The 25,091-nt window shown below is 73.3% G+C and carries 15 protein-coding genes; 9 read left to right on the forward strand and 6 right to left on the reverse strand.

Annotated elements, in window-relative coordinates; genetic code table 11:
• The first annotated feature begins 68 nt into the window (after positions 1 to 68).
• Genes BLW17_RS11985 through BLW17_RS11995 form a run of 3 tightly spaced genes read left to right on the forward strand, consistent with a single transcriptional unit; the run spans position 69 to position 12,018 of the window.
• Complete coding sequence (locus BLW17_RS11985; protein WP_244507330.1) at positions 69 to 6,431, forward strand: type I polyketide synthase; 6,363 nt, start codon at positions 69 to 71, stop codon at positions 6,429 to 6,431.
• Positions 6,428 to 7,405: a glycosyltransferase gene (locus tag BLW17_RS11990; RefSeq protein WP_036733956.1), complete on the forward strand. Its 978-nt coding sequence runs from the start codon at positions 6,428 to 6,430 to the stop codon at positions 7,403 to 7,405. Before BLW17_RS11985 ends, BLW17_RS11990 begins: the two co-directional genes overlap by 4 nt.
• Positions 7,402 to 12,018, forward strand: coding sequence for a MupA/Atu3671 family FMN-dependent luciferase-like monooxygenase (locus tag BLW17_RS11995; RefSeq protein ID WP_074826694.1), 4,617 nt, complete (start codon positions 7,402 to 7,404; stop codon positions 12,016 to 12,018). The genes BLW17_RS11990 and BLW17_RS11995 overlap by 4 nt, the downstream gene beginning before the upstream one ends.
• Here BLW17_RS11995 and BLW17_RS12000 read toward each other — a convergent pair.
• Positions 12,015 to 13,250, reverse strand: a complete 1,236-nt coding sequence (locus BLW17_RS12000) for a glycosyltransferase (RefSeq protein WP_036733954.1) — start codon at positions 13,248 to 13,250, stop codon at positions 12,015 to 12,017. The genes BLW17_RS11995 and BLW17_RS12000 overlap by 4 nt on opposite strands.
• A 116-nt stretch (positions 13,251 to 13,366) precedes the next feature.
• Here BLW17_RS12000 and BLW17_RS12005 point away from each other — a divergent pair, with 116 nt between their 5' ends.
• Entirely contained in the window at positions 13,367 to 13,663 is a 297-nt protein-coding gene (locus tag BLW17_RS12005; protein ID WP_211656938.1) for a hypothetical protein, read from the forward strand.
• An 84-nt stretch (positions 13,664 to 13,747) separates the two neighbouring features.
• Here the strand turns inward: BLW17_RS12005 and BLW17_RS12010 are convergent, their stop codons facing one another.
• Positions 13,748 to 14,425, reverse strand: a complete 678-nt coding sequence (locus tag BLW17_RS12010; RefSeq protein WP_036733950.1) for a sugar transferase — start codon at positions 14,423 to 14,425, stop codon at positions 13,748 to 13,750.
• 258 nt (positions 14,426 to 14,683) lie between these two features.
• Here BLW17_RS12010 and BLW17_RS12015 point away from each other — a divergent pair, with 258 nt between their 5' ends.
• Positions 14,684 to 15,487, forward strand: coding sequence for a hypothetical protein (locus BLW17_RS12015; protein ID WP_244507331.1), 804 nt, complete (start codon positions 14,684 to 14,686; stop codon positions 15,485 to 15,487).
• Here the strand turns inward: BLW17_RS12015 and BLW17_RS12020 are convergent.
• From BLW17_RS12020 to BLW17_RS12035, 4 genes are read right to left on the reverse strand one after another with little or no spacing between them, the layout of a single operon-like run.
• Positions 15,484 to 16,320 (reverse strand): glycosyltransferase family 2 protein, encoded by an 837-nt coding sequence (locus BLW17_RS12020; protein ID WP_036733946.1) that lies wholly within the window; start codon positions 16,318 to 16,320, stop codon positions 15,484 to 15,486. The genes BLW17_RS12015 and BLW17_RS12020 overlap by 4 nt on opposite strands.
• A complete protein-coding gene (locus BLW17_RS12025; RefSeq protein WP_052176412.1) occupies positions 16,317 to 17,324 on the reverse strand; it encodes a glycosyltransferase family 2 protein in 1,008 nt (335 codons plus the stop codon). The genes BLW17_RS12020 and BLW17_RS12025 overlap by 4 nt, the downstream gene beginning before the upstream one ends.
• A 7-nt stretch (positions 17,325 to 17,331) precedes the next feature.
• Entirely contained in the window at positions 17,332 to 18,804 is a 1,473-nt protein-coding gene (locus BLW17_RS12030; protein WP_036733944.1) for a GumC family protein, read from the reverse strand.
• A 1-nt stretch (position 18,805) separates the two neighbouring features.
• Positions 18,806 to 19,537, reverse strand: a complete 732-nt coding sequence (locus tag BLW17_RS12035; protein ID WP_036733942.1) for a P-loop NTPase family protein — start codon at positions 19,535 to 19,537, stop codon at positions 18,806 to 18,808.
• A 462-nt stretch (positions 19,538 to 19,999) separates the two neighbouring features.
• Here BLW17_RS12035 and BLW17_RS12040 point away from each other — a divergent pair, with 462 nt between their 5' ends.
• The 4 genes from BLW17_RS12040 to BLW17_RS12055 are packed head-to-tail and all read left to right on the forward strand — an operon-like array spanning position 20,000 to position 25,070.
• Entirely contained in the window at positions 20,000 to 21,412 is a 1,413-nt protein-coding gene (locus tag BLW17_RS12040; protein ID WP_052176411.1) for a hypothetical protein, read from the forward strand.
• Positions 21,409 to 23,103, forward strand: coding sequence for a GMC oxidoreductase (locus tag BLW17_RS12045; protein WP_074826697.1), 1,695 nt, complete (start codon positions 21,409 to 21,411; stop codon positions 23,101 to 23,103). Before BLW17_RS12040 ends, BLW17_RS12045 begins: the two co-directional genes overlap by 4 nt.
• Before the next feature lie 2 nt (positions 23,104 to 23,105).
• Positions 23,106 to 24,470, forward strand: a complete 1,365-nt coding sequence (locus BLW17_RS12050; protein WP_036702534.1) for an oligosaccharide flippase family protein — start codon at positions 23,106 to 23,108, stop codon at positions 24,468 to 24,470.
• 51 nt (positions 24,471 to 24,521) lie between these two features.
• On the forward strand, positions 24,522 to 25,070 hold the full coding sequence (locus BLW17_RS12055) for a hypothetical protein (RefSeq protein WP_231572788.1): 549 nt from the start codon (positions 24,522 to 24,524) through the stop codon (positions 25,068 to 25,070).
• Positions 25,071 to 25,091: the final 21 nt, after the last annotated feature.

The following is a 25,091-nucleotide window of genomic DNA, read 5'->3' on the forward strand; positions in this document are numbered from 1 at the left end:
GTTTGGCCGTGAACGAGGGGTCGTCAAGCGTATCCCGCCCCGGGCACGATCAGTTTGCGATCGTCGGCATGGCAGCCCAGCTTCCGGGCGCCGAGACTGTCGGAGCCTACTGGCGCAACCTGTGCGAGGGGGTCGAGTCGATCTCGCGCCGGTCGGCCGACGAGCTGGCGGCGGCGGGCGAATCCGCGCTGCATCTGCGCGATCCGCATTACGTTCCGGCCGCCGCGGTCCTCGACCAGTTCGACGGCTTCGACGCCGAGTTCTTCGGGCTCTCGCCGAAGGACGCGGCGATCATGGACCCCCAGCACCGCAAGTTCCTGGAAAGCTGCTGGAACGCGCTCGAGGATGCGGGCCATGTCCCCGAGAGCTTCCCCGGGCCCATCGGCGTCTTTGCCGGCTGCGGGATGGGCAGCTATTTCTACTTCAACCTCTGCTCGAACCGCGAGCTGGTGGACGGCGTGGGGATGTTCCTGTTGCGCCACACCGGCAACGACAAGGATTTCCTCGCCACCCGCGCCAGCCATCTGTTCGACCTGACCGGGCCCAGCGTGAACGTGCAGACGGCCTGCTCGACCTCGCTGGTCGCGGTGCATCTGGCCTGCCAGTCGCTCGCGTCGGGCGAGTGCGACATGGCGCTGGCCGGCGGGGTGACGATCGAGCTGCCGCACGGGCGCGGCTATCTCTACAAGGAAAACGAGATCCTGTCGCCGGACGGGCATTGCCGGGCCTTCGATCACCGCGCGCAGGGCACCGTGTTCGGCAGCGGCACCGCGGTGGTGGTGCTGCGCCGGCTGGCCGATGCGCTGGCCGACGGCGACCACATCTGGGCGGTGGTGCGGGGCAGCGCGATCAACAACGATGGTGCTGCCAAGGCCGGCTATCTCGCCCCCAGCGTCGAGGGCCAGGCCGCGGCGGTGGCCGAGGCGCTGGTGATGTCGGGGACGCCCCCCGAAAGCGTCGGCTATGTCGAGTGCCACGGCACCGGCACGCCGCTCGGCGACCCGATCGAGATCGCCGCGCTGAACCAGGCCTTCGCCCGCGTCCCCGCGGCGGCGGCGCGGGCGGGGCCGTGCCTCGTCGGCTCGGTCAAGACCAACATCGGCCACCTCGACACCGCGGCGGGGACAGCCGGGCTGGTCAAGGCGGCGCTGGCCGTCCACCACGGGCGCATCCCGCCCACGCTGGGGTTCTCGGCCCCGAACCCCGCGATCGACTTTGCCGGCGGACCCTTCCGGGTCGCGGACCGGCTGGCCGACTGGCCCGAGGCGATGCGGCCGCGCCGCGCAGGTGTCAACTCGCTCGGCGTCGGCGGCACCAACGCCCATGTCGTCCTCGAGGAACCCCCGCCCCCCGCCGCGGCCGAGGATTCCGACTGGCCTTTCCACATCTTCGCCGTCTCGGGCCGCAGCCGCGCGGCGCTCGACGCAAATGCGGCGGCGCTCGCGGGCTGGCTCGAGGCCCATCCCGACGCCGATCCCGCCGACATCTCGCACACGCTGGTCCGTGGCCGCCGCCGGTTCGAGCGGCGCCGGGTGCTTGTCGCCCATGACGCCGCCGAGGCGGCGGCGGCGCTGTTGCGCGGCGGCGCCGACAACCGGCGGGTGTTCGACGCACAGAAGGCCGGCGACGACCCGCGCGTCGTCTTCATGTTCCCCGGCGGCGGGGCCCAATACGCCGGCATGGCGCGCGGGCTTTACGAGACCGAGCCGGTGTTCCGCGACTGGATGGACCGCGGGCTGGCGCATCTGGCCACCCTCGGCCCCAACCTGCGCCCGCTCTGGCTGCCCGAGCCGGACGCCACCGCCGCGGCCGATGCCGCGCTGATGCGCCCCTCGGCGCAACTGCCGCTGCTGATGATCGTGGAATACGCGCTGGCGCGGCTGTGGATGGCATGGGGCGTCACCCCCGCGGCGCTGATCGGCCACAGCATGGGCGAGAACGCCGCCGCCTGCCTCGCCGGGGTGATGAGCTTCGAGGACTGCATCGGCCTCGTCCATCTGCGCGGGACGCTGTTCGACGGGGTGCCGCCGGGCGGGATGCTGTCGGTGCCGCTCGCGCCCGAAGGCTTTGCGGCCGAGCTGGACGATCTGGACCTTGCCGCGGTCAATGCGCCGTCGCTGTCGGTCGTGTCGGGGCCGCAGGCGGCGCTGGAGGATTTTGCCGCAGCGATGGCGGCGCGGGGGGTCGAGACGCAGAAGATCGCCATCTCGATCGCCGCCCACTCGCGGATGCTCAAGGACATCCTGCCTCGCTTCCGCGCCTATCTGGCGGGCATCCGACTTGCGCCGCCGCAGATCCCGATCATCTCGAACCGCACCGGGCGGCCCCTCACCGATGCCGAGGCAACCGACCCCGACTATTGGACCGCGCATCTGCGCGGCACCGTCCATTTCGCCGAGGGCATCGCCCATCTCGCCGCCGACCCCGCGACGCTGTTCGTCGAGATCGGGCCGGGGCGGGCGATGTCGTCGATGGCCGGGGCCAATCCGGGGGTGCGGCCCTATCAGGTGATCTCGACCCTGCGGCACCGCGACCAGGCGGTGGGCGACGACCTCTATTTCATCAGCGCGCTGGCCCGGCTGTGGGCGGCGGGGGGCGATTTCGACTGGGCGCAAATCTGGGGTGACGCCCCGCGGCGGCGGCTGCCGCTGCCCGGCTACCAGTTCCAGCGCAAGCGCTATTTCATCGAGCGCAGCGCGGCCTCGGCGGCGGTCAAGGACGACGCGCCGGCGCGGATCGAGGACCCGGCCGGCTGGGGCTGGCGCCCGGTCTGGCGCCTCTCGGCCCCGGCGGTGGAACTCGACGCGTCAGGGGCGCCGCTGCACCCGCCGCTGCGCTGGCTGGTGCTGGCCGATGAGATGGGGGTCGCCGACCGGGTGGCGGATCGGCTGCGCGCGGGCGGGCACGAGGTCACGATGCTGCGCGCCGGCGACCGGGTGGCGCAGACGCCCGAGGGGCTGACGTTGCCGCCCGAGGCCGGGCGCGACGGCTATGCGCAGATGCTGGGGCTGCTCGACGCGCCGGTGGACCGGATCGCGCATTTCTGGGGCATCACCTCGGGGCAGAGCTGCCGCCCGGGGTCGAGCGTGCCGATGGCCCATCTCGAGCGCGGGTTCTTCAGCCTGCTGCATCTGGCGCAGGCGCTGGGGTCCGAATGGCCCGACGCGAACCCGGCGCTGATCGCGGTTTGCAACGACGCGCTAAGCGTGGCAGGCGAGCCGGCCCCGCATCCCGAAAAGATGACGGCGACCGGCCCGGTGCGGATGCTGCCGCGCGAGGGCGGGGGCCCGGCGCGGTTGGTCGATGTCCGCCTGCCGCCACCGCGCCGCGGGTTGATCGGGCGCACCCAGCCCGACGAGGCGGGATTGGACCGGCTGGCCGACGCGCTGCTCGAGGAACTGCTCGCCCCGGTCAGCGGGGACGAGCCGCTGGTCGCCTGGCGCGGCGGGCGACGGCTCGTCCAGCAGCTCGCCCCCCTGCCCCTCGTGCCCCATCCGCCAGCGGCCATCCCGCCGGGCGCGGTGACGCTGATCACCGGCGGCTTCGGCGGGATCGGGCAGGCGCTCGCGCAGGACCTCGCCCGGCGCGGCGGGGCGCGGCTGGTGCTGACGACGCGCGAGCCTCTGGACGGGCTGAGCGCCCGGAGCCGCGCGGTGCTGGGGGCGGTCGCGGGCTTGCGGGCCGCGGGGGCCGAGGTGCTCGCCCTGACGGCCGACCCGACCAGCGCCGAGGACATGACCGCGGCGGTGGATGCGGCGGTCGCGCGGTTCGGCCCCGTCGACAGCGTCCTGCACGCCGCGGGCCTGACCCGCGACGGGCTGATGGCGGGCAAGAGCGACGACGAGGCGTGGGACGTGCTTGCCCCCAAGATGCACGGCACCGACGCGCTGATCGCGGCGCTGCGCGGCCGCCCGCCGCGGCTGACGGTGCTCTTCGCCTCGACCAGCACGGCGATCGCGCCTGCCGGGCAGGCCGACTACGTCGCCGCGAACGAGTATCTGAACGCCATAGCCCGGCAGGCCCCGCCCGAGCTGGGCCGGGTGGTGGCGCTGAACTGGGGCGTCTGGGCCGACACCGGCATGGCCGCCCGCGCGACGGGCGCGGTGCCGGCCATGCCTGCCGAGCCGGTGGCGCACGCCGCTGGCGCCACGCCCGAGCCCGGACCGACGCGCCACGAGCCCGAGACCGGCACCCCCGCCGCCGGCCCGCTGCTCGGGCTGCGCCTGCCGGGAGATGACGCGCTGCGCTTCGTCCGCCGCCTCAGCGCCGCGGACTGGGTCATCGACGAGCACCGGACCGAGTCGGGGCAGGCGCTGCTGCCCGGCACCGGCAGCCTCGAGATCCTCGCCGAGGCGGCGCGCGAGGCGGGCCTCGCCCTTCCGCTGACCCTGCGCGGCGTCGAGTTCCTGCGCCCCGTTCTGGTCCCCGACGGGGCCGAAACGCGGCTCTCAGTCGAGGTCGCGCGGGTCGAGGATGCCGCCCGCATCACCCTCTCTGACGCGGCCGGCGACGGGCCGAACGTCACCGCGCTGGTGGTGCCGCTGGCCGATCCCGCCGCGCCGCCCGCGGGACCGCCCCCGCCGCCGGGGGGGTGGGACGAGGACGCCGGCGGCCGGCCCCTCGCCTCGGCGCAGGCGCCGCGGATGCGGTTCGGCCCGCGCTGGCAGGTCCTGCGCCGCAGCCGGATCGCAGGCGACGCCGGCGTGGCCGAGCTGGCGCTCGACCCGGCCTATGCCGGCGATCTCGCGCAGGGCTATCTGCTGCACCCGGCGCTGATGGACATCGCCACCGGCTGGGCGATGGCGCTGATCCCGGGCTGGTCGGCGAGCCATCTCTGGGTGCCTCTGGGCTACGACCGGCTCGACCTCTGGCGCCCGTTGCCGGCGCGGGTCACGAGCCACGTCCGCCTGGCCGCCGCAACGGGCGGCATGGCGCGCTTCGACGTGACGCTGACCGATCCCGAGGGCGCCGTCTGCTGCCGCATCACCGGCTTCGCCCTGCGCCGCCTCGACACCGCCGCGGCGGGGTTCACCGCAGGCCCCGAGGCCGCCCCGGCGCACAGCGCCCCCCCCGTCCACCACGACCCCGGCGAGCGGCGCCTCGCCCATCTCGTCGCGCAGGGCATCCCCGCCGCCGAGGGGCCACGGGCGCTCGCCCGCGCGGTGGCGAGCGGGCTGCCGCAGCTCTACATTTCGTCGATGGACCTGCCGGCGCTGGTCGCCGACGCCGCCCGCCCGCCCGAGGCCGACCGCGGCGGCCAGAGCTTCGAGCGCCCCGAGATTGACGCCGACTACGTCCCCCCCGCCCCCGGCACCCAGTCCGAGCTGGCGACGATCTGGGCCGAGCTGCTGGGCGTGGCGCAGATCGGGGCCGAGGACAGTTTCTTCGACCTCGGCGGGCACTCGCTGATCGCGGTGCGGATGTTCAACCAGCTGCGCAAGGTGTTCGGGGTCGACCTGCCGATCTCTACGCTGTTCGAGACCCCGACCATCGCGGGCCTCGCCCGGCTGGTCGAAGAGCGCGCCGGACCCCGCGCCACCCCCGATACCGCCCCCGGCGCAGAGCCCGCGCCTGCGCCCCACGCCCCCACCCGCCGCCACCTCGTCCCCATGGGCGGCCAGGGCGGCGCCACGGGGGGCACGCCGTTCTTCCTCGTCGCCGGGATGTTCGGCAACGTGATGAACCTGCGCCACCTCGCCCAGCGGGTCGGGACCGACCGGCCGTTCTACGGGCTGCAGGCGCGCGGGCTTTTCGGCGAGGACCGCCCGCACGAGGATTTCGCCGAGGCCGCCCGCGACTATCTGGCCGAGGTGCGGCAGGTGCAGCAGCGCGGTCCCTATCTGCTCGGCGGCTTCTCGGGCGGCGGGCTGATCGCGCTCGAGATGGCCCGCGCGCTCAAGGCCGAGGGCGAGGCGGTCGCGCAGCTCGTCCTGCTCGACACCCCGCTGCCGCAGCGCCCGGTGCTGAGCCGCCGCGACAAGCTGATGATCCGCACCCAGCAGCTGAAGGCCGAGGGACCGGCGTTCCTCGCCGCCTGGGCGCGCGACAAGCTGAGCTACGAACTCGCCCGGCGCCGCCAGGCGGGGGCCGCGAACGAGCCCGAGGCGTTCCACGACCGCGCCATCGAGGCGGCCTTCCGCGCCGCCCTGCCCCGCGTCGCGCTGGCCCCGTGGGAGGGGCCGGTGACGCTGTTCCGCCCGCCGCTCGACCGGCGCTGGAAGGTCTCGGGCGACCGCTGGGTCACCACCGGGCGCGAGTATCTCTACGGCGACAACGGCTGGGGCGAATGGATGCCCGCGCTGCGGGTGGTCGAGGTGCCGGGCGACCACGACTCGATGGTGCTCGAGCCGAACGTCCGCCGCCTCGGGACGGTGCTGCGCGACATCCTGCGCGCCGCCGACCGGGCCGCACCGCGGGTGGCCGCCGAATGACCGCCCCGCACGTCCTGCACACGATCATCCTGAACTGGCGCACGCCCGCGCTGACGCTTGCCGCCGCCGAGGCCGCGCTGAGGGCGATGGAGGGGATCGCGGGCGGCATCACCATCGTCGATAACGACTCGGGCGACGGTTCGGAGGCGCAGCTCGCCGCCGAGGCCGCGGCCCGTGGCTGGACCGCGGGCGGGCGGCTGGCCGTGGTCGGCTCGGGGCACAACGGCGGGTTCGGCGCGGGCAACAACTTCGCCATCCGCCGCGGCCTGCCGGACGGCCGGCGGGCCGATCTCGTCTATCTGCTGAACTCGGACGCGATGCCGGCGCCGGACGCGATCCGCGCCCTCATCGCCCACCTCGACGCCCACCCCGAGGCGGGGATCGCCTGCTCGCGCCTGCACGGGCCTGCGGGCGACCACCACGACACCGCCTTCCGCTTTCCCTCGGTCGCCGGCGAGTTCGAGGCGACCGCCCGCACCGGCCCGGTCACGCGCTGGCTGGCGCGCCATGTCGTGGCGCTGCCGCGGCCGCAGGTGTCGGGGCGGGTGGACTGGTCGGCGGGGGCCTCGATGATGATCCGCCAGACGGTGATCGACGAGATCGGCGACTTCGACGAGGGGTTCTTCCTCTATTTCGAGGAGACCGACCTCTGCCGCCGCGCCGCCGCCCGCGGCTGGCAGACCCATTACGTCGTCGAAAGCGAGGTCGTCCATGTCGGCTCGGCCAGCACAGGGATGAAGACCTGGGCGCGCGTCCCCGACTATTGGTACGCCTCGCACGACCGCTATTTCCGCAAGCACCACGGCCGCCGCGGCGCGCTGGCGGCCGCGATGGCCCATGTCGCGGGCGGCGGGCTGTGGCGGCTGCGCTGCCTGATCGAACGCCGCGCGCCGGGCGTGCCGCCCGGCCACCTGACCCGCATGGCCCGGGGCGCCGTCGCCCGTGCCGTCCGGCCTGAAAGGAATACGCCATGACCTGGTTCTCTGCGATCCTCGTTGGCAACGAGCTGCTGCTGCGCCACGCCGCCGACCTGATGCGCGCGCGCGGCCACGAGGTGCGGGCGATCATCACCCGCAACCCCGACCTGCGCGCCTATGCCACGAGCCACGGGATCCCGGTCGAGGATCAGGACGCTGCCCCCCTGACCGCGCCCGATGCCGACTGGCTGTTCAGCATCGCCAATCTCTCGATCCTGCCGCCCGAGACGCTGGCCCGCGGCCGGCTGGGGGCGATCAACTTCCATGACGGCCCCCTGCCGCGGATGGCGGGGCTGAACGCGCCGGTCTGGGCGATCATCGGCGGGCACGAGCGGCACGGCATCTGCTGGCACCTGATCGAGGGCGGCATCGACGAGGGCGACGTGCTGGTGCGCCGCGACTTTCCGATCCGGGCCGACGACACCGCGCTGACGCTGAACGCGCGCTGCTTCGCCCAAGCCGCCGACAGCCTGCCCGAACTGGTCGAGATGCTGGAAACCGGCGATCTGCGCCGCGAGCGGCAGGATCTGGGCCAGCGCAGCTACCTGCCCAAGGCCAAGCGGCCCGAGGCGGGCGGGATGGTGGACCTTTCCGGCCCGGCGCAGCGGGTGGTCGATCTGGTCCGGGGGCTCGACCACGGCGCCTACTGGAACCCGCTGGCCGAGCCGCGGCTGGCCTTGCCGGGCGGCCGGGTGGCGACGGTGACGCATGCCGATCTGGTGGACGGCGGCGGGGCGCCGGGCACGGTGCTCGCGGCCGGCGACCGCAGCCTGACGGTCGCCTGCGCCGACCGCGCCGTGCGGCTGGCGCTGCGCGAGCCGCTGGACCTGCCGCCGCCCGGCGCGGTGCTCGGGACCGATGCCGCGCTGCGCGCGCAGCTGGGCGCGCTCGCCGCCGCGGCGGCGACCCACGACGGCTATTGGCGCAAGCGGCTGGCGCGGATGGACGCGCTGCACCTCGCGGACCTGCAGCCGCAGGCCAAGGCCGCTGCCGCCCCGCGCAGCCGGATCGCCATTCCCGCGCAGGGGAGCGACGCCCGCGCCACACTGGCCGCCGTGGCCGCGGTGATGGCCCAGATCGCGGGACGCACCGGCGCCACGGTCGCGCTGCGGCCCGAGGGCCACCCCGACGACCCCACCGGCATGGTCAGCGACTGGGTGCCGCTGGCGCTGCCCGACGCGCCCGACCTCGCTGGCATGGCCGCGGCGCTCGAAACGGCGCTGGCGGCTCAGGCCGGTCGCGGGGCCTTCATGGCTGACCTGCGGCACCGCGCGCCTGAGCTGCGGGCGGCGGCGATCCCGGACGTGGCCCTCGACCTCACCGGTCGCGGCCCGGTGGCCGAGAGCGCCGCGACACTGATCCTGACGGGGACCGGCGTGACACTCGACCACGACCCGGCGCGGCTTTCGCCCGCCGCGGCGCAGCGGCTCGCGGCGCGGATCGGCTGGGCGCTCGAGGCGGCACCCGCGACCGCGGTCCGCGACCTGCCGGTGATGGACCCCGCCGCGCGCGAGGCGCTGCTGGTCGGGCGCAACGACACCGCGCGTGACATCCCGGCCGCCTGTATCCACGACCTCATCGCCGCGACCGCCGCCGCCGACCCCGAGGCCGTGGCGCTGGTGTTCGAGGACCAGAGCCTCAGCCGCCGCGCGCTCGACCGGGCCGCCAACGCGCTCGCCCACCGCCTGATTGCGGCGGGCGTCGGCCCCGACCAGCCGGTGGGGCTGATGGCAAGGCGCGGGCCCGAGCTGGTCATCGGCGCGCTGGCGATCTGGAAGGCGGGCGGCGCGTACCTCCCGCTCGACCCCGACTATCCGGCCGACCGGCTCGCCTATTACCTCGCCGACAGCGGCGCCTGCGTGGCCCTGATCCAGCCGGGGCTGACGTTGCCGACGGGGGCCGACGGGGTCGAAGCGCTGCCCATCGCCACCGGCGACGCCGAGCCGCCGCAGGTCGCGGTAACGCCTGCGAACCTCGCCTATCTCATCTACACCTCCGGCTCGACCGGGCGCCCCAAGGGCGTGATGGTCGAGCACCGGCAGGTGGCCAACTTCTTCGGCGGCATGGACGCCGAGATCCCCGTCGCGCCCGGCGACGCCTGGCTGGCGGTGACGAGCCTCTCGTTCGACATCTCGGTGCTGGAAATCTTCTGGTCGCTCGCCCGCGGTCTCAAGCTGGTCATCGCCGGAGAGGAGAGCCGCCTGGCCGTCTCGGCTGCCGCCAGCGGACGCGCGGCCGGCCCGGCGTCCAGCGGCCCGGGAATGCAGTTCAGCCTCTACTACTGGGGCAACGACGACGGGCCGGGGGCGCTGAAATACCGCCTGCTGCTGGAAGGGGCGCGCTTCGCCGACGACAACGGCTTCGTGGCGCTCTGGACGCCCGAGCGGCATTTCCACGCCTTCGGCGGCCCCTACCCCAACCCCGCCGTGACCGGCGCGGCGGTGGCGGCGGTCACCAGCCGCATCTCGGTCCGCGCGGGCAGCTGCGTCGTGCCGCTGCACCACCCGGCGCGGGTGGCCGAGGAATGGGCGGTGATCGACAACCTGACCGGCGGGCGGGCGGCGATCGCCGTCGCCTCGGGCTGGCAGCCCGACGATTTCATCCTGCGCCCCGAGAACGCGCCCCCGAATAACAAGACCGCGATGATCGAAAGCGTGGACACGCTCCGCCGGCTGTGGCGGGGCGAGGCGGTGGCCTTTCCGCGCGCCGACGGCTCGATGCACGCGGTGGTGACCCAGCCGCGGCCCGTGCAGCGCGAGCTGCCGATCTGGGTGACGGTCGCCGGCAACCCCGAGACCTGGGCCGAGGCCGGGCGGCTGGGCGCCAACGTGCTGACGCACCTCCTGGGCCAGAGCATCGACACCGTGGCCCAGCGGATCGGCGAATACCACGCCGCCCTGCGTGCGGCGGGCCACGATCCGGCCGACTTCACCGTGACGCTGATGCTGCACAGCTTCCTCGCCGAGGACCGCGAGACCGCGCGCGAGATCGCGCGGGGGCCGATGAAGGACTACCTCCGCGCCGCCGCCGCGCTGGTCAAGCAATATGCGTGGGAGTTTCCGGCCTTCCGCCGACCGGCGGGGATGACCAACCCCATGGCCATCGACCTCGGCACGCTGACCGAGGACGAACTCGACGGTATCCTCGAGTTCGCCTTCCTGCGCTATTTTGAGGACTCGGGGCTGTTCGGCTCGCTCGACGATGCCATCGCCCGGGTCGAGCAGCTCAAGGCCATCGGGGTGGGCGAGGTCGCCTGCCTCATCGACTACGGCATCGCCCCCGATGTGGTGGCTGGGTCGTTCCCGCTGCTGGCCCGGCTGCGGGCGGCGACCGGGGGCGATGTCGGCGAGGCCGATCCCGGCGATTACTCCATCGCCGCGATGATGCGCCGGCACGGGGTCACCCATCTGCAATGCACCCCGAGCATGGCGCGCATCCTCGTCGCCGACCCGGCGGTGGCCGGGGCGCTGGGCGGGCTCAAGGTGCTGATGCTGGGCGGCGAGGCGCTGCCGCCGCCGCTGCTGGGCGAGCTGCGCGGCCTGACCGGCGCGCGGATCATGAACATGTACGGCCCGACCGAGACGACGATCTGGTCGACCACGGCGGTGCTCTCCCCCGAGGTCACGGGCGCGCCGATCGGAAGGCCCATCGCCAACACCACGGTCTACGTGCTCGACGCCGACGGCCGCCCGGTCCCCGAGGGGGCCGAGGGCGAGCTGTGGATCGGCGGCGACGGGGTCACGCGCGGCTACTGGAACCGTCCCGACCTCACCGAGGCGGCGTTCCGCCCCGACCCGTTCCGCAGCGCGCCTCAAGGCGGGCGGATGTATCGCACAGGCGACCGGGTGCGCTGGCGGCCGGACGGCGGGCTCGACTACCTCGGCCGGATCGACCAGCAGGTGAAGCTGCGTGGCTTCCGCATCGAGCCGGGCGAGATCGAGGCCGCGCTCGCCCGCCAGCCGGGCGTGCGCGAGGCGGTGGTGATCGTGCGCGAGGACACTCCGGGCGACGCCCGGCTGGTCGGCTATGTCACCGGCACGCCGGGCGACGAGGCCGGCTTGCGCGCGGCGCTCGAGCGCGACCTGCCAGCGCATATGGTGCCGGGGCGGATCGTCCGGCTCGAGCAGCTGCCGCTGACGCCGAACCGCAAGATCGACCGCAAGGCCCTGCCCCCGCCGGGCACGGTCACCCCCGCCCGCGTGGCCGCCGTGCCGACCGCCGCTGCCTCGGCGCCCGCCGAAAGCACGGTGCCCCCGGCGCAGACGGGCGACCGCGCGGCCGCGATCCGGGGGATCTGGTGTGAGGTGCTGGGCGTGTCCGAACTTGGCGCGCGGGACAATTTCTTTGCCGCCGGCGGGCACTCTCTGCTGGCGATCCAGATGCACCGGACGCTGCGCGACCGGCTGGGGCTCGCGCATCTGGGGGTGACGGACGTGTTCCGCTTTCCGGTGCTGGGGGATTTCATCCGCCACGCCGAGGGCGGCCCGGCCGCCGCCCCGCCGCCGCGGGCCCCGGCCCCCGCCCCGGCGGATGCCCCGGACGCGGCGGTGGACAGCATGGCCGCCCGCCGCGCCCTGCGGGCCCATATGCGCCAGCAGCCCCGGCCCTAGCGCGCGGGCAGCCCGCCCCGGCGGGCAGCCTCGCCCGCCTGCTGGAACAGCGCGGCGAGTTGGGCCGCCGACTGGCGGACGTCGTGGCGCGCCACGACCCGCGCGCGCGCGCTGTGCCCCATGGCCGCGAGCGTCTCGCGCGGGCTGTCGGCGACCGCGACCATTGCGGCGGCAAGCGCCGCCTCGTCCCCCGCCGGGACCAGCCAGCCGTCGTGGCCGGGTCGCGCCAGTTCGGGGATGCCCGCGATCATTGTGGCGACCACGGGGCGCCCCAGCGCCATCGCCTCCATCATCACCACCGGCAAACCCTCGGCGAAGCTCGGGACGACCAGCGCATCGGCCGCGGCGAGCGCGCGGCGGACGCCCGCCCGGTCCTGCCAGCCGGCCAGCTCGACCGCTTCGCCCAACCCGGCGGCAGCCAGCAGCGCCTCGATCTGCGGGCGCAGGGGCCCGTCGCCGACCAGCGTGAGCCGCAACTGCGGGCGCTCGGCGCGCGCCCGGGCGAAGGCGCGGACGAGCAGGCCGAAGCCCTTCTGCTCGGCGAAGCGCCCGACCGCCACCAGCCGGCCCGGATCGGCCGGCAGCGGCAGGGGGGCTGGAAACTCGTCCAGGTCAATGCCGCAATGGACGACATGCACCCGGTCCCAGTCCTGCAGCGCCGCCCACCGCCAGAGTTGCGAGCGGCCGAAGCTGCTGACCGCGACGGCAAAGGCCGCGGCCGCGATCTTGCCGCCGAGGTCGAGCTGGAGGGGGGCGTCGAACTCCTCGGGCCCGTGGACGGTGAAGCTGAAGGGCGGGCCGCCGAGGCGGCGCGCATACCCCGCGATCCGGGTCGAGTTGGTGCCGAAATGGGCGTGCAGATGGTCGAGCCCCAGCTCGCGCGCCCGCCGGGCGATGACGGCGCCCTCGGCGAGATAGGCGAACTGCCGCGCGAGGCTCGACTCACCGGCCGCCGCTCGCGTTCGCGCGAGCCGCAAGGCGCCGGCCACCGCCGAGGGGGCGGCCCCGCTTTCCCGCAGCAGCGCGCCTAGCAACCCGCGGGGGCCACGGTCATGCAGATGCTCGGTGCGGTCGTGCTCGGCTCGGTCGAGCGGGTCAGCGAGGGCCGAGCGGTCACCGCGCATGGCGAATCTGTGGACATCGTGCCCGAGCGATTCCAGCGCCGCGATTTCACACCGGATGAAGCTGTGGGACGGCAGCGGATAGCTGTTGACAACATAACCGAGGTGCATGAAGCGTCACCGTTAGCCGCAATATTTCGTGGCAGTATCGATGTTTCCCGTCAGCTTTTCCACCTCCCGGCGGAATCTCGCCGGGGTTAACGGATTTTTAGGCAATTTTACGGACGATGAACCAACGCACCGAATCGATCGTTCCGGATAAGCGCCGGGGCGCGCATACTCAGAGGGTGGCGGGTGATTTGAGACACGGGAGGGGCAAGGGCATGGTTGGCACGCTCCTGCTGGGCATGGCTCTGGCGGTGGCGAGTGCGGCTGGCAGCATCCTTATGCTCGGCGTCCGCCCGCTCGTGGGCCTGCTGGTCTATTCGGTCGTCGGCGTGATCGCGGTACTGGTCATCGCGATACGCACCGCCGCCTGTTCCGACGCCATCGAGGCCGCCGAGACGGTTAAACCGAAGCCCTGAATCGGCGCAGCGCAGGGGAATCACGTCGATCCGGCCGGCCGTCGCCTACCAGTCGCGGCTAAAACGTCCGGCGCCCCTCTGCGCTTAGTATCCTGTGCAGCGGAGCACGGCGCTGACCGTGCGCTTCAGGATCGCCAGATCGCTGGCGAGCGACAGGTTGCGCGCGTACTCCGCGTCGAACGTCGCCCGCTGGGCGAAGCTGCTGTCGTTGCGATCCGAGATCTGCCACAGGCCGGTCACGCCCGGGCGCATGTCGTAATAGTCCGACCCCGGGTACAGAACGGCCTGGTTCAGCATCATGGGCCGCGGGCCGACGATGCTCATGTCGCCGATCAGCACGTTCCAGAGCTGCGGCAATTCGTCCAGCGACGACTTGCGCAGGAAACGTCCGAACGGGGTGATGCGCGGATCGCGCTTGAGCTTCTGGGTCGTCTCCCACTCGGCGCGGGCGTCGGGATCGCGGGCCAGATGCGCCGCGAGCCGGGCGTCGGCATCGGCGACCATCGTGCGCAGCTTCCACATCCGGAACGGGCGGCCGGACCGGCCGACGCGCATCTGGGTGTAGAACGGCCGCCCGCCCCGCAGCATGATGCAGACGACCAGGATCAGGACCAGCGGAACGACGATCGGCGCCGACAGCAGCACACTCGTCACGTCGAGCGGGCGCTTCGCAATCCGGGCATAGGGCTCATCGAGCGCCTTGGACCGGGGGCCGTGAACGATCTTGGAAACAGGGTACTGGATACGCGGTTGCGACAACATAAGGGTCTTCCATCGCTAACTGCTGGTATCATACGTCATACGGTCACCCACGGTATAAAAATCTGTCCCATTGTCCATAAAGGCAGGTATTCATTGGCTTCTCTGGTGGAAAAAATTCCCAGAAGATCGTAATATCAACTGGTTGGTAAAATTTTAACGATTGGGTGAAGGCCTGCCCCGCGGGCCGCCCGCTGCAAATCGCATTTCAATTGAATTGCGAAATACAGCCGTCAGTTGAAACGAGGAACCATGGATCAGATGTTGCGCGAAATCGCCTCGGTGCTGTTCGTCGGCCACAGCCTTATCAGCCCAACTCTGCCGACCATGATGGACGATCTGCTCGAGGCCGAGGTCCATTATCAGATCATCAACGGCGCCCCGCTCGAATCGGCGTGGAAGGACTCGCGCAAGGCCGAGGGCGAGGATGGGCGCGCGCTGTTGCGCAAGGCGCCGGTCGATGTGCTGGTGCTGACTGAGCGCGTACCGCTTGACCCGACGCTGCGCTGGCACGATCCGGCGCGCTATGCCGGCCGCTGGGTCGATCTGGCGGTCAAGGCGAACCCGCAGACCCAGACCTATCTCTACGAGACGTGGCACAACATCGACAGCGGCACCGGCCGCGAGATTCCCTGGGACGACAAGGGGCACCTGCCCTGGCGCGAGCGCCTCGACCTCGACCTGCCGGTGTGGGAGGCGATCGTGGACGACGTCAACCGCCCGCGGGCCGGCAAGGCGCCGCCGATGCGGCTCATCCCGGCCGGGCAGGGCATGGCGCGGCTCTACGATGCGCTGGCCGATGGGAAGGTTCCGGGCGCGACGCGGATCCAGGACTTCTTTTCGGATGACATCCACCCGAACGACCTCGGGATGTATTACGTCGCGCTGATCCATTACGCGACCATCACCGGACAGCCGGCCGAGGGCCTGCCGCGGCGGCTGACTGATGCCCACGGCGGGACGTTCCAGACCCCCTCGCCCGAACTCGCCGCGACGCTGCAACGGCTCGCCGACGAGACGGTCGCCGCCTATCGCACCCACGCCGAGACGCGCGGCACGGACTAGCGCCCGCGCGCCCACCCGGCGGCGCCACCGCGCGCGGCGCCCAGCCGCACCGCGAGCGCCACGGCGGAGTAAGCGGCGAAGCCCACCGGGTCGGCCGCCGCCAGCCGTGCGAGCTGCGCCCGACCCGGACGGACCGGGCCGCTCTGCGCCATCAGCTCGGGGAAGCGCGCGGCGATCTCGGCCACCCCCGCATCCTGGCGCCGGCGGACCCGGACCAGCCGCGCGAAGCCCTCGCTGAGCGGCCAGGCGTAGGGGATGTTGACCCGCAGCCGCTCGTCCGGCGCGAACTGCAACCGCACGAAGCTGTCGTCCGAGATCACCTCGGGGAAAGCGCCCCAGCGCGCCCGGCCCGGGCCGTTCACCGCAAACAGCCCCGCCGCGGTCACGCCCTCGGTCATGAACGGCAACCGCGACCAGAAGCGGCCATAGGCCCGGCTGAGGCGGCTCGTGGCCGGCGCCACGACCAGCCGACCGCCGGCGAGCCGCGGGCGCGGGTCGTCGAGCGCCCGGGCGAGACCGGCCAGCAGCCCCTGCCCCATGCGGATGTCGGCGTCGAGATAGAGCCGCGCCGGGTGCTGCGCGCAGCCGTCGCCGTGGTTCAGCGCCCCGATCTTCCCGCCCGCCGCGCGCTCCTCGACCCGGAAGCCCCAGCCCCGTGCGGCGAAGCGCGGCGCGTGGGCACGGGCCCGTGCCGCAGTGGCGTCGGTGCAGCCGTTCGCCACCACGATCACCTGAACCGCGCCGGCGTCGTCCTGCGCGGCCAGCGCGCCGAGGCAGGCGTCGATATAGGCGGCTTCGTTGCTGGCCGGGATGATGATGCTGAGCGGGATCATTTGTATTCGATCAGCCGGGCGCGACCCCGGCCCCCCAGCCGGCGCAGGTGGAACTCGGCCACGCCCACCGCCTCGGGCAGCTTGCCCGCCACGGTGAGGACCGCGCGCCCCCAGCGGCGGTGCGGGCGTGGGTCACGCCGGGCGATGCGGACGACCTGCGCGGGCAGCGCCGCCAGCGCCAGCCAGGCCCAGGGCGTCACCACCCCCGCGCCTGCGGCGACCACCGGGAGCGCGGCCCAGCCGACCGCCCGGCGCGTCTCGCGCTGCCAGATCCGCTCGGGGCCGGCGCGGTGCAGCCACGACACCTCGGCAAAGGCGTGACCGGCCCGCCGGCTGCGCCGCCACCACTGCCACAGACGGTGCATGTCCGCGTCGTGCCGGGTCATCTCGGCGTCGAGGCGCGCGATCCCCCAGCCGGCGCGGGCGAGGCGCAGGCACAGCTCCGGCTCCTCCCCCGCGATCAGGCTTTCGCGGAAGAACCCCGCCGCCGCGAGGGCCGGCCAGCGCACCAGCATGTCACCGCCGACCGCGCGGGTGGGGCCGACGGGGGTGTCCCATTCGGCGTCGCAGGCGGCGTTGTAGAGCGTCGCGTCAGGCGCCCGCTCGCGCCGCCGGCCGGCCACCACGCCGAGGCGCGGGTCGGCGTCGAGGGCGGCGAGGCCCTGCGCGATCCACCCCGGCGCGACCTCGCAATCGCCATCGACGAACTGAACGAAGGCGGGCGCCCCCTCCCGCGCGGCGGCCGCGGCGCCGGCGTTGCGCGCCCTTGCGGCGGTGAAGGGCCGGCTCAGGTCCAGCGCCACCACCTCGGCCCCCATCCCGGCGGCGCGGGCGGCGCTGCCGTCGGTCGAGCCGGAATCGACGTAGATCACCCGCGCAAGGTCTGGTTGCGCCTTGAGCGAGGCGATGCAGCGGACCAGCCGCTCGCCCTCGTTGCGGCCGATGGCCACGGCCACCACGCGCCCGCCACCGGCGCGCGGCGCGGGCCCGGGCGACGCGACCAACGGCGGCTCAGGCCGCCGCCGGCGCAAGGGCCGGGGCGACCAGCGTCCAGGAGTACCACGCGCCCGCTGCGAGGATGAGGAGCGTCAGCGCCAGCCGCACGCTGCCCGCCATCCGGTCGGCGGGCATCTGCACCCGCCCCGCCGCCGCGATGGCGCTGACGCCGAGCGCGTGGCGCAGCTGCCGGGGCGTGCGCAGGACAGGGCGCGCCAGTTCCAGCAGGAACCCCGCCAGCAGCGCCGCGCCGATGCTTGCCGCAAGGCCCAACACGGCCACCCGGCGGCGGCTCGAGGACAGGGGGTTGTCGGGCACCTCGGCGTTCTCGAGCACCACCATCCGCTCGCCGTGCTCACCCGCGACCAGCTCGCGGTCGAGCCGCGCGGCGGCGACCCGTGCGGCCACCGCATCGCGCTGGATCTCGATCTCGCGCATCTGCCGGGTGAGCGCGTCAAGCCGCTCGGCCACCTCGGGGATATGGGCGATGGCGGTGTCGATCGCCTCGAGCCGGGCGTCGAGGACGCTGCGCTCATCCTCCATCGAGCCGAGCTGCTCGTCGATCAGCGCGATCTGCTGGCGCACCGCCGGGTCGAGGTTCTGCACCCCGCCGCCTTGCAGCTCACCGATGGCGGTCTCGAGGCGGCGCACCTCGGGGTGGCTCTCGCCCAGCCGCCGGCGGGCCTGCGCCAGCTCGACCCGCAACCGGCCGATCTGGTCGGCGACGGTCACCGTGCCGCTGCCCGAGCCGCTGCCTTCGCTGACCTGCAACGTCAGCCGCTCGCGCTCGAGCGTCTGGATGCTGCGCGTGGTGGCGACGCGCTGGCCGCGCAGCGTCGTCATCTCGGCCTGCAGCACCTCGAGGTTCTCGGGCAGGGCGTCGGTTTCGCGCCGGCGGATGTCGTCGATCTTGGCCTGCACCTGCGCAGCCTCGGCCTCGACCCGGCGGCTTTCGACGTCGAGGGCCGAGACGAGGTTGGCGAGGCGGCGAGAGACGACCTCGCTGTTGCCGGTCACGATCTGGTTGGCGATGTCGTTGGCCAGCGCCGCGGCCACCGCCGGATCGCCGGCGTTGGCGGTCAGCATCAGCGCCGAGACCCCGGCATCGGGCGACTGTGCGCCGCCGGCCGAGGGGATCAGGTCGATCCGCACGTCCTGGCGGAAGCGCCACAGCTGCTCGCTGCTGGTGAGTTCCGGGCGGTCCTCGAAGAGGTGGAAGCGCGCGATCATGTCGGTGACGTTCTGGCGTGACATCACCTGCTGCTCGATGAGCCGCAGCCGCGCCGGCGCCTCGGACACCTGCGCCTCGGTCCCGCCGCCGATCACCGAGGGCAGGATCTGGATCACGGTGCTGGCCTGATAGGTCCGCGGCATGGCGGTGACATAGCTCAGCGTCCCGACGATGCCCGCGACCAGCACCGCGGCCATCACCGGCGCGCGGCGGGTCAGCATCGACAGGAACTCGGCCAGGCCGGTGATCGGGCCCATGTCAGACCTCGCCGTCGTAGAGGAAAAGCCCGAGCAGCGGGCGGCGGGCCACCACGAACCCCTCGGCCGCGCGGATGCGCGCGGCGGTGTCGCTGGTGCCATCGACGGCAAGCAGCACCGTCTCGGCGAGGTCGAGCGCCGCCATCCCGGCGTCGGCCATCAGGATCGGCGGCAGGTGCAGGATGGTGAGGTCGGGGGCAAGACTTTCGACCATCTCGGCCAGGCGGGCCTGGAACTGGGCCGACAGCAGCGTCTCGGCGCTGCGCCCTGGCGGGGCGGTGAAGCTGGCGAGGGCGAGGTTCTCGCCCAGGCGCGCGCGGCTCCAGTGCAGGACGCCGTTGGGGGGCGGCAGGGCGTGGCCAAGCAACCCCAGCACCGGCTGGCGGTCGAGGTCGAGGTCGACGAGCGCCACCCGCTGATCGGCGCGCCGCGCGACCGACAGGGCGAGGTTCAGCGCCACCGCGGGCGCCGCGGGGCCGCGGCCGGTGCCGGTGACGCCGATCCGCGACCAGCCGGCCGCGGCCATCGCCTGGATCGAGCGGGTGCGCAGCACGTCATAGGGCGCCACGGCGGCCAGCCCGGGGTGGTCGGGGGGCCCGCCCGCCAGCCGCAGGCGCAGCAGCGTGCGGTGCGGCCATCCGAGCGCAGGCAGCGCCGCCCATGCGGCGTCGCGGGGGGGCGCGCCGTCGAGCCGTGACGGGTCGGCAAGGGGCTGACCCGCGGGGCGCGACATCTGGGGGCCGCTGAGGAAGGACGGTCGAACGGCCGAGGGCGCCGTGGCCCGTCGCGAGGGGTCTGCCGGGGCCGAAGTTTCCGCCGGTGAGGACGAGGGCGGGCTGATGGGGGACGGCGCTGCCGGCACACCGGAGGGGTTGGGCGCCCCGGTCCCGGCCGTGCTGCGGCTCTGCGCCTCTGCCTCCGGGCGCGGGGCGGTGCGAGACGCCGCGGGGCGCTGCCGCATCCCGTCGGCGGGGCGTTCCATCGTCACTTCGACACCTGCAACAATACCCGAAACCAACAAAGTGATGATGACGCGGATGGCCCCGGCGCTCAACGCCCGGACGGCCCGCGCCGCCGGCAATAACCCCCTCAGTGATGCCACGTCGCGGGCCGCGGGCACACTGTCTTTTAAGGCAGGATTGCCGGAACCCCTTGCCGCCCCTAATCTCGGCTCAGGTTTTTAATGAGGTCGCGGTTGCATTCGCCGCTTGCGTTCATCGTGCTGACACTGTGGCCGGTCGCGGCGGGGGTGATGTTCTCGCGCCTCGACCGGGTGCAGGCGGTGATCTGGACGCTGCTCGGCGGCTATCTGCTGCTGCCGCCGGTGGTGGCGATCGACCTGCCGATGCTGCCGGCGATGGACAAGAACACCATCGCCGCCGTGTCGGCGCTGGTGGGGGTGGCGGTGCTCGGGACCGGCGCGGGCGCCGAGGCCCCGCGGATGCCGCTCTGGATCAAGGCGATGCTGCTTCTGGCCGTGAGCGCGCCGATGCTGACCGCGCTCGCCAATCCCGAGCCGCTGACCGTGGGCAGCAACTTCCGCCCCGGCATGACCCCCTATGACGGGATCACCGGGGCGATGGGCGCGGTGCTCGAGCTGACGCCCTTCGTCCTCGGCTACCTCGTCCTGTCGTCGCCCGCGGCCCTCAGGTCGTGGCTCGCGGCGCTTGTCCTCGCGGGGTTCGCCTATGCCTGGCCGATGCTGCTCGAGATCCGGCTCAGCCCGCAGCTCAACGTCTGGATCTACGGGTTCTTCGCCCATGATTTCGGGCAGATGATGCGCTACGGCGGGTTCCGCCCGATGGTGTTCCTGTCGCACGGGCTGTGGGTCGCGCTGTTCGCCTGCATGGCGGTCCTTGCCGCGGCGGTGCGGCTGCGCGACCCGGCCGTGCGCCGTCCCGGTCGCGGCGCGCGGGCCGCGCTTCTCGTCTTCCTGCTGGTGGTGCTGGTGCTCTGCAAGAGCATGGCGGCGCTGATCTATGCGCTGCTGCTGGTGCCGCTGGTGCTGCTGGCGCCGGTGCGCCTGCAGTTCGCGGTGGCGGCGCTGCTGGCCGTGGTCGTGCTGTCCTACCCGCTTCTGCGGTGGGTCGAGGTGCTGCCGGTCCGCGCGATCACAGACCTCGCCCATGACATCTCGCCCGAACGCGGCCAGTCCTTCGGCTTCCGGATGACGAACGAGGACATGCTGCTCGCCCGCGCGGCGGAGAAGCCGTGGACCGGGTGGGGCGGCTGGAACCGCAACCACGTCGTCGACCCCTTCACCGGCCGCGTCGCGACCGTCACCGACGGCAAGTGGATCGTGCAGATGTCGTCGGCCGGATTGCTCGGGTTCGCGTGGATGTTCGGCCTGCTGTCGGGGTCGGTCCTGCGGGCGGCGCGGGCGGCGTGGCGGCGGCCCTCGGCCTCGGACCTGCCGGCGGCGGGGCTGGCGCTGATCCTGGCCGCGAACCTCGTCGATCTGCTGCCGAACGCCACGCTCACCTCGCTGAGCTGGGTCTGCGCCGGGTCGCTCGCCGGATGGGCGGTGCGCCGGCAGGAGGCCGCAGGCCCCGCATCCACCCCCGCCGCGACGGGGCGCGCGGCCCCTCTGCGGGTGGTGCTGTCGTGAACGCCCCGACCCTCACCCCCCCGGCCGTCCCGGTCCCGCCCGCGGGGCAGCCGGTCTGGGACGTGGCGATCATCGGCGCCGGTCTCGGCGGCGGCCTCTGCGGCCGGATGCTGGCCGAGGCCGGGCTGTCGGTGTTGTTCATCGAGCGCGGGCGCGGCCACCCTCGCCGCGCCGGTGACACGCTCGACTGCACCGACGACGACCCCGAGGTGCGCAGCGCCCACGACTGCTGGCCCGAGCGGCTGCGCGGCACCGTCGATGGCCGCAGTTGCGACGGCTATCCGTTGCAGGGAACCGGCCTCGGCGGCACCTCGGTCTATTACGCCGCAGCCCTCGAGCGGCCCGAGCGCCACGACCTCGAGCCGACCCCGACGATGCCGCATCCGACCGGCGGCTGGCCGGTGGGCTACGACGCCTTCACCCCGTGGTTCGACCGCGCGCAGGCGCTGATGGCGCTGTCGGGCACGCCCGATCCGCTGCGCCCCGAGCCGCTGCCGCCGCTGCGCGACCCGCCGGTCCTGTCGCCGGCCGAGGCCGTCCTGGTCGAGCGCATGCGCGCCGCGGGCCTGCACCCCTACCGCACCCACCTTGCCATCCGCGGCGGCGACGGCTGCCGCGAATGCGTCGGCTGCAGCTGCCCGCGCGACTGCAAGATGGACGGCCGCTCGGCCGGGATCGAGCCGGCGCTGGCCACCGGCCGGGCGGCGGTCCTCGACGGCGCCGTGGTCCGCCGCCTCGGCGCCGACCGCCACCACGTCACCCACGCCGAGGTCGAGTGCGGCGGCGAGGCGATGCGGATCGAGGCCCGCGTGTTCGTGCTTGCGGCGGGCGCCCTCGCGTCACCCATGCTGCTGCTCGCCTCGGCCTCGGATGACTGGCCCGAGGGGCTGGCCAACGACAGCGGCCTCGCCGGGCGGTTCCTCATGTTCCACGTCGGCGAGCGGATCGCGCTCTGGGCGCCGCGCGGGCTCGACCACCGCGGGCCGCGCAAGACCATCAGCCTGCGCGATTTCTACACCGGCGACGGCGCGCGGCTGGGGCTCGTGCAGTCGCTGGGCGTGGGGGCGCGCTACGGCGTCGTGGTGCACGAGCTGAAGCAGCGCTACGACCGCTCGCCGCTGCGCCGCTTTCGCGCCGGCAAGCCGTTCATCCGCATCCCCGCAGCCATCGCATCGGCGCTGCTGGGCGAGGCGAGCGTCTTCGCCACCATCGTCGAGGATCTGCCCGATCCCGAGAACCGGGTGACCCACGACCCCGCGCACCCGAACGCCCTGACCTTCACCTATCGGATCCCGGCCGAACTGCGGCAACGCTCGGCGCTTCTGCGCCGCAAGCTGCGCGCGCAGCTGCGCGGCATCCGGATGCTGTTCCTGTCGTTCCAGCCCGAGCTGAACCTCGCCCACCCCTGCGGCACGCTGCGGTTCTCGGACGATCCGGCGCAGGGCGTGCTCGACCGCGACTGCCGCGCGCACGGGATCGACAACCTCTACGTCGCGGATGCCTCGTTCATGCCCACCTCGACCGGGGTGAACCCGAGCCTCACCATCGTCGCCAACGCCCTGCGGGTGGCCGACATCATCGTGCGCCACCACCCCCCCGCTGGCGCCGCGGACGGCAGCGCCACCCCGGCGCCCGCACCCGCCGAGATGCCCGACCTGCAATCGCCCGCCGTGTCCGCGGCGCTGCACTGACGATGCGGACCCGCCTGAGAAACCTGCGCCATGGCGAGGGATTGCTGCACCGCGCGGCCCGCGGCTCGGCGTGGACGGTGATCGGGGTGTTCGGCTCGCAGGGGATCCGGCTCGCCTCGAACCTGGTGCTGACGCGCCTGCTCTTCCCCGAGATCTTCGGGGTGATGACGCTGATCATGGTGGTGATCCAGGGGCTCAACAACCTGTCGGACGTCGGCATCGGGCCAGCGGTGCTGCAAAGCCGGCGCGGCGACGACCCGAGGTTCCTCGACACCGCCTACACGCTGCAGTTCATCCGCGGCATCGGGCTGTGGCTGGGCTGCTGCGTGCTCGCCTGGCCGGCGGCGCGCTTCTACGAGGTGCCCGAGCTCGCCTGGTACCTGCCGGTCGCTGGCTTCACCTCGGTGATCTGGGGGCTGCTGCCGACCCGGATCGAGCAGGCCAACCGGCATCTCGACCTCGGCCGGCTGACCCGGCTCGAGCTCGGCTCACAGGTCGTCACGATCCTCATCACCATCGCGCTGGCGGCGGCGATGCGCTCGGCTTGGGCGCTGGTCATCGCGCTCGTCATCGGCGCGGTGGTCAAGAAGGTGATGGCCGACCGGATGCTGCCCGGCCACGTCAACCGGCTGCGCTACGACCGCTCGGCCGCGGAAGAGATCCTGGGCTTCGGCAAGTGGATCTTCCCCAGCACCATCGTCGGCTTCGCGCTGTCGCAGGGCGACAAGATGATCCTCGGCAAGTACCTGAGCCTTGCCGCGCTGGGCCTCTACAACATCGCCTTTTTCCTCGCGAGCTTCGCGCTGCAGATGGGGATCACGGTGATCTGGCGGCTGATGATCCCGGTCTACCGGGAATCGCCACCGGGCGAGAGCCGCGAGAACTTCCTGCGGGTGCGCCGCATCCGCATGGCGCTGACCGCCGGGTTCCTGCTGACGCTCGCGGTGATGGCGGCGCTGGGGCCGTGGCTGGTCGGGTTCCTCTACGACGACCGCTATGCCGAGGCGGGCGGGCTGGTGCGAATGATCGCCTGTGCCACGATCCCGCAGATCATCCTGCTCAGCTACGACCAGTCGGCGCTGGCGGCGGGCGATTCGCGCCGGTTCTTCGTGCTGACCCTGATCCGGGCGGTGCTGTTCCTCGGGCTGTTCTGGCTGGGGCTTCACACCCACGGCCTGCCCGGGGCGCTGGCCGGGCAGGCGCTGGCCACCATCCTCGCCTATCCGGCGACGGTCTGGCTGGCCCGCCGGCACGGGGCCTGGGACCCGCTGCACGACGTTCTCGCCGGGCTGGCGGGGATCGCCATCGCGCTGGTCTTTGCGGACAGTTTCGTCGCCGGCGCGGGTGCAGGCGGGGCGTTTCCATGAGAGGATCCGTGAAACCCGGGGCAAGCGGAGGGTCGGGCGATGTGGACCTGCATGACGCACGACTGGCAGCCGGGCATCGGCGACCCGACCTGGCAGGGTTGGGCCACGGTGCTGGTCTATCTCGTCGCTGCGGCACTGGCGCTGGCGGCCTCGGGCTCAGGGGCGGGGGCCGCGCGCGAGCGGTGGTTCTGGCGGCTGACCGGGGTGCTGCTGCTGCTCCTCGCGGTCAACAAGCAGCTCGACCTGCAATCGGCGCTGACGGCCTCTGGCCGCTGCCTGGCGATGGCGCAGGGGTGGTACGAGAACCGGCGCTGGGTGCAGCTTGGCTTCCTCGCCGCGCTGGCCCTGCTGGCGCTGTGGCTGCTCGTCGGGATGCTGCGGCTCCTCTCCGGGACGCTGGCGCGGACCGGGCTGGCTGCCGTCGGGGTCGCGGTGGTGGCGGGGTTCGTGATGATTCGCGCCGTCGGCTTCCACCACGTGGACGGGCTTCTGCGGCTGCCGGTTATGGGGCTGCGCGCCAACACCGTGCTCGAGTGGACCGGGCCGGTGCTCATCGCACTCGGCGCGCTCGGGGTGCTGCTCCGGCCGCGGCGGCGGTAGGCAGGATCACGAGAATATGAT

The organism is Paracoccus sanguinis (genome assembly GCF_900106665.1).
Classification (GTDB): domain Bacteria; phylum Pseudomonadota; class Alphaproteobacteria; order Rhodobacterales; family Rhodobacteraceae; genus Paracoccus; species Paracoccus panacisoli.